This is a genomic window from Peptacetobacter sp., assembly GCF_029264495.1.
Taxonomy (GTDB): Bacteria; Bacillota; Clostridia; order Peptostreptococcales; family Peptostreptococcaceae; genus Peptacetobacter.
In genome coordinates, this window is the sequence record NZ_JARIBH010000015.1 from 1 (window position 1) to 5,888 (window position 5,888).

Annotated in this window: 5 protein-coding genes; 2 read left to right on the forward strand and 3 right to left on the reverse strand. The window is 26.6% G+C overall.

All coding sequences use genetic code 11. The features are described 5' to 3' along the window. Positions 1-63 precede the first annotated feature (63 nt). A complete protein-coding gene (locus Q1J78_RS01215) occupies positions 64-540 on the forward strand; it encodes an HD domain-containing protein (protein WP_330683182.1) in 477 nt (158 codons plus the stop codon). 171 nt (positions 541-711) lie between these two features. Here Q1J78_RS01215 and Q1J78_RS01220 read toward each other — a convergent pair whose 3' ends face one another. After that, positions 712-2,940: a type IA DNA topoisomerase gene (locus tag Q1J78_RS01220; RefSeq protein WP_300280168.1), complete on the reverse strand. Its 2,229-nt coding sequence runs from the start codon at positions 2,938-2,940 to the stop codon at positions 712-714. 102 nt (positions 2,941-3,042) lie between these two features. Here Q1J78_RS01220 and dut point away from each other — a divergent pair, with 102 nt between their 5' ends. Next, entirely contained in the window at positions 3,043-3,477 is a 435-nt protein-coding gene (gene dut, locus Q1J78_RS01225; protein WP_300280171.1) for a dUTP diphosphatase, read from the forward strand. A gap of 148 nt (positions 3,478-3,625) precedes the next feature. Here the strand turns inward: dut and Q1J78_RS01230 are convergent, their stop codons facing one another. Both Q1J78_RS01230 and Q1J78_RS01235 read right to left on the reverse strand, forming a co-directional pair. Beyond that, positions 3,626-4,591 (reverse strand): ABC transporter substrate-binding protein, encoded by a 966-nt coding sequence (locus tag Q1J78_RS01230; protein ID WP_300280174.1) that lies wholly within the window; start codon positions 4,589-4,591, stop codon positions 3,626-3,628. Positions 4,592-4,985: 394 nt separating this feature from the next. After that, a partial coding sequence (locus Q1J78_RS01235; protein ID WP_300280177.1) for an ABC transporter substrate-binding protein occupies positions 4,986-5,888 on the reverse strand: 903 nt, incomplete at its 5' end.

Here is a 5,888-nt window from a genome sequence, read left to right on the forward strand (position 1 = left end):
TAAAAATTTTGAAAGAATTAAGGAAAAAATGTTAATATAAACATATAAAGGGGGGAAATGCTTATGGAAAGAGTAAATGATAGGATAAAAATTTTGGAAGAGAATGGAAGATTTAAAGAAACAAAAAAATTTATTCAGCATGGTGATATATCCGTATACGAACATAGTATATTAGTTGCTAAAAAAAGTTTAGAACTTGCTGAAAAATTCAACATAGATGTAGATGAAAATGCACTTATTAGAGGAGCATTACTTCACGATTATTTTTTATATGATTGGCATGAAAAAGATGATAGTCATAAATGGCATGGATTTTTTCACCCTATGAAAGCTTTGAAAAATGCTATTATAGATTTTGATATTTCAGAAATAGAAAAAGATATAATTAAGAAGCATATGTTTCCACTTACACCGATACCACCAAAAACAAAAGAAGCATGGTTAGTTTGTATGGCAGATAAAATTTGTGCTATAAAAGAAACTATAGAGCCAAGATATAAAATATTGTATAACACTGTAAAAAGACTAGCTACATTTTGATATGAATTTAAAAATATGGAGAATGATAAAAATAAAAAGATGCCTAATATTTTAGGACATCTTTTTATTTATGTACATTAAAATGCATCAAAGTATTAAAATTTAATATAATATTTTAAATATTACTGAAGAAAGAATACTAATAAATTTAAATTTTTTTATCAAGCTATATTATTTATTATCAATTCTATTTATTATCCAACCAAAAGTACCATTGGTTGGATTCTTTTGATATTTAACAATAGCATCGAATTTATTTCCATTACTATCTGTAAATGATTTGACTTTTGCCTCACCTTTTTTTAATAAAGATTTCATCATAGTTTTATTTGGTTTCTTTTTAAGCCTTTTAAAACATTGATCTTCATTCCAAACTCCATACTTACAGTTTTTATAATTTTGACAGAAAAATCCCTTTTCATATTCGAACACATCTCCACCACAAATTGGACATTTTCCTAAACTTTGTTTAGAGGCATCTTTATTAGAAGAAACTTTTGAACTAGAAGTTTTAGATTTTTTAGTAGAATCGGATTTTGATTCAGAAATTTTTACTGATGATGCTTTTATATATTTTTTGTATTTAGTACTGTAGACATAATTTTCGGTATTAATATTTTTTTTAGAATCCATTTTCATGGTATTAACACTTTTAACTATAAATGAACAAATATTGTTTAGATATTCTTTTCTTGTAAATTCTCCTTTTTGAATATCACTCAAACTCTTTTCAAGTTTACCTGTAAAATCAATATCTAAAAGCTCTTTTACAGGGAAAATCTCAACAAGATTTATTCCTAAATCAGTTATATAATATGATTTACCTTTCTTTTTTACATATCCAACATCTTTGATTTTCTTTAATACATCAGCTCTTGTAGCAGATGTTCCTATTGAATATCCAGAAAGTACCGTAGTATCATCATCAGATACATTTTTACCACAATTTTTCATTGCTTTAAGAAGAGTATCCTCTGTATATGATTTAGGAGGTGTAGTTTGTTTTTCAAGATGCTTTTTGTCAAGCAAATCAACTATTTCGCCTTTTTCAACAAGAGGAAGTAAATCATTTTTTTCTTGTTTATTATATACCTCTAAATATCCTTTTTTCTTTAAGACTTTACCTTTAGTTTGAAAAGTTTTATTATCTATTATGGTTTTTATATCTGTGTTTTCAAATTCAGCAGGAGGCATAAAGTTTGCAACGAATCTATCTTTTATAGCATTATAAACAATTTGTTCATCTTCATTAAGTCCTGTAGGAATTATATAAGTAGGCATTATAGCACTATGGCTATCGACTTTTGAAGAGTCAAAAACTCTTTTTGTTTTAGTAAATTTAATCATATCTTTATAAGGAAGAGATGATTTTAGTTTATTTAAAGTCTGTTCAGCTTTAGATGATAAACTTTCTTCTAAATATATTGAATCAGTTCTAGGATAAGTAATAAATCCACCTTTACCTTTACCTTCGTATAAAGATTGGCAAACACTCAAAACTTTATCAGATGTAAATCTGGAATATTTAGAAGTTATATATCCTTGTAAAGATGTAAGACTGAAAAGTTTTGGAGCATATTCCTTTGTATTTGTAACTTTTTTATCTTTCACAATTGCTTTATCCGATACTATTTCAGACATTATTTTTTTACATTCTTCTAAAGTATCTATTTTAGTTTCTTTTCCTTTTACTAATAATTTTCCTTTATATTCACCATCTTTGCATTTAAAGTTACTTTCTATTTCATAATATGTTTTTGGAATGAAATTTTTTATTTCCATATCTCTATCATAGATTAGTTTTACAGTTGGAAGAATTACTCTTCCTATATTAAGCATTTTTCCATTTCCATATTTTAATGTTGCAACAGAAGTGAAGTTAATCCCAATAAGCCAATCAGTTATAAGCCTAGTATATCCTGCTGCCTGAAGATTTAACATTTCATTATTATCTTTTAAATTTTTCATACCTCTAGTAATATCTTCAGGAGTCCATTCATTTACAAGAATTCTTTTTATTGGAATTTTAGGTTTAGCTAAAAAGAATATTAAAAAAGCTATAAGTTCTCCCTCTCTATCATTATCCGTTGCATTTATTATATATTCTATATCATCTCTTTTTAAAAGGGATTTTATAACATTAAATTGATCTTTTTTGCTTTTATCAACCTTGAATTTAAATTTATCTGGAGGAATAAAAGGGAAATTATTCATTTTCCAAGATCCAGAATATCTTTCTTTATCATAATCTTTCATATCATAAAGAGAAACAAGATGACCAACTGCATATGTAACTATATATCCATTTCCCTCAAAATAGCCTTGATTTCTGGTTTTAGCACCTAAAAAAGATGCTATAGTTTTTGCTACTGACGGCTTTTCTGCCAGTATTAGTTTCATTTAATCTCCACCTTTTTATTGAATTTCTCAAAAGTTATGTACAAAATTATACTTAATTAGTATATAATAAATGTAGAAAATTATCAATAATGGAGGGAATATATGTTCGAACTTAAAATAAAAAAATTAAATAAAGATGCTATAATACCAAAGATAGCTCATAAAGGTGATGCAGGTATGGACCTTTACTCTATATCAGAAGTTGAAATACCAGTAGGAGAAACTAGACTTATAAAAACAGGTATAGCAATACAATTACCACATATGACAGAGGCACAAGTAAGACCTAGAAGTGGACTTGCTTTAAAACATTCTATAACTGTACTAAACACACCAGGAACTATAGATGAAGGATATAGAGGAGAAATAGGTGTTATTCTTATAAATCATGGAAAAGAAACTTTTGTAGTAGAAAAACATATGAAAATAGCACAAATGGTAGTAAAACCTATATATGAAGTTAATGTATTAGAAGTAGATGAGCTTACAGATTCTGAAAGAGGAGAAGGTGGATTTGGATCTACTGGAACAAAATAAAAAAAAGAAACGGGATATATAATCTCGTTTCTTTTTTTATACAATTTTTTATTTATACAATAAATTTATAGGCTAAATTTTAAAATCATACTTATAAAATAAATTATTAAAGATAAGTTAGGTAGAACAGTTATTAGGAAGTTTTATTTTATAAAACAGGATTTTTTATACCTAATTCATCCATAACATTTTTATTTATAATTGTTTCAGTATCATCAAGAGTTACTACAGGTAATTCAGAAGGTTTAGATTCTCCTTTTAAAATTTTAGCAGCCATTTCTCCTGCTTTTTTACCTAGTTCTTTGTAGCTAATACCATTGCAAGCTAAAGCACCATTTTCAACATGACCTTTTTCAGAACCAATAACAGGAATTTTATTTTCAGTAGCAATTTTTGTTATTATAGGCATTGAAGATGCAACAAGATTATCTGTAGGAGTAAATATTACATCAGATTCTTTTACAATACTAGCAACTGCTTGATTAACTTCATTTGCCTGAGTAACACCTTTATCAACTACATTTATACCTTCTTTTTTAGCAACTTTTTTTAGTCTATCTATTTGTAATTTTGAATTTATTTCACTTGTATTACATACTACACCAATAGTTTTAACATTAGGAACAAATTTCTTTATTAATTCCAAAGATTTTTCAACTGGTATTGCATCAGATGTACCTGTTACATTATTTTCAGATGATTCATTGCTTTTTACAAGACCAGCTTCAACAGGATCTGTTACAGCAGTAAAAACTATAGGAATATCTTTAGTAGCATTTAAAGCAGCTTGTGCAGATGGAGTAGATATTGCAAATATTAAATCTTTTTTATCATTCGCAAAGTTACTAGCTATTGTTTGAGAAGTTGGGTTATCATTTTGAGCATTTTGAAAATCGATTTCTATATTTTCTCCTTCTTTAAATCCATTTTCTTCAAGACCTTCTATAAACCCTTTTTTAGTTTGATCCAAAGCTGGATGTTCTACTAACTGAGTAATCCCTATTTTTTTTGTTTCATTTTTTGATGAAGAACTATTGTTTGAACAACCAGTAAGAACAGTAACTCCTAATGTTAAAGATAATATTAAAGATAAGATTTTTTTATTTAATTTCATTTTATTTTCCTCCGAGTATATAATTTATTTTGAAGTTTTAAAATTAATTTTTACCAGGGGAATAAATAGTATATTTTAGACAAAATAAAAAGCCACATAGCTCTTATCTATGCGGCAATATATATGCATTTAAACTTCATAAAAAACAATATATTATAACCTGCACAGACACAACCCTGGATTTTTTTGAATCGAGGTCTGCATCTGCAATATAATTAGATACAGCCTCTAAATATATAGGTTATAATAATAGTAATAAAATTTGTTTTTCATGATAGTTTCTTCCTTTCTTTAGTTAATTATTTTTTATTATTTAAATCTTATAATTATAATAAAAGATTTAAGATAAAATGTCAATATACTTTTCTAAAAAATTACAATATTTAGAAAAATTTTAATTCTCAGTTTTAACTAGAGTTACATTTATATCAGAAGGTTTTTCTATTTGTAGGTTCTTCATAACATTTTCATTCATAGTTATAACCGGTTTATCCATAGTTTCAATTTTTAAATCAGATATTTTAGCTTCATCTTTAAGCACTTTTACAGCCATTTCTCCAGTTTTATATCCTAATTTATAATAATCAACGCCACCACATGCAAGAGCACCAGATTTTACAGAACCTTCATCAGAAGCTATAATAGGAAGTTTGTTTTCATTTGCAATTTTAGCTATTATAGGCATAGAAGATACAATAAGATTGTCTGTTGGAACATAAAGAACATCTGCTTTAGTAGCAATTGATGATATAGCTTGATTTATTTCAGAAGATGAACTTATACCTTTTTCTATTATTTCTAAATCTTTTTCTTTAGCTATTTTTTTTAATGAATCTACTTGTACTTTTGAATTTATTTCACTAGTAGAGTAAAGTACAGCTATTTTTTTACTACTTGGAACTAATTTATCGATTAAAGATACAATTTTATCAACAGAAATAAAATCTGATGTACCTGTTATATTGCTATTTTTATCATTGTTATCAAGAGATTCAACAAGACCAGCTTCAACAGGATCTGTTACAGCAGTGAATAAAATAGGTATATCCTTAGTCGCATTATAAGCAGCTTGAGCAGATGGAGTAGATATAGCATAAATTAAATCTTTTTTATCATTTACAAAGTTATTAGCAATTGTTTGAGAAGTTGGATTATCATTTTGAGCATTTTGATAATCAATTTCTATATTTTCTCCATCTTTATAACCGTTATCTTCTAAAGCTTTTAAGAATCCACTTTTAGTTTGGTCTAAAGATGGATGTTCAACTAATTGTGTAATACCTATTTTTTTTATATC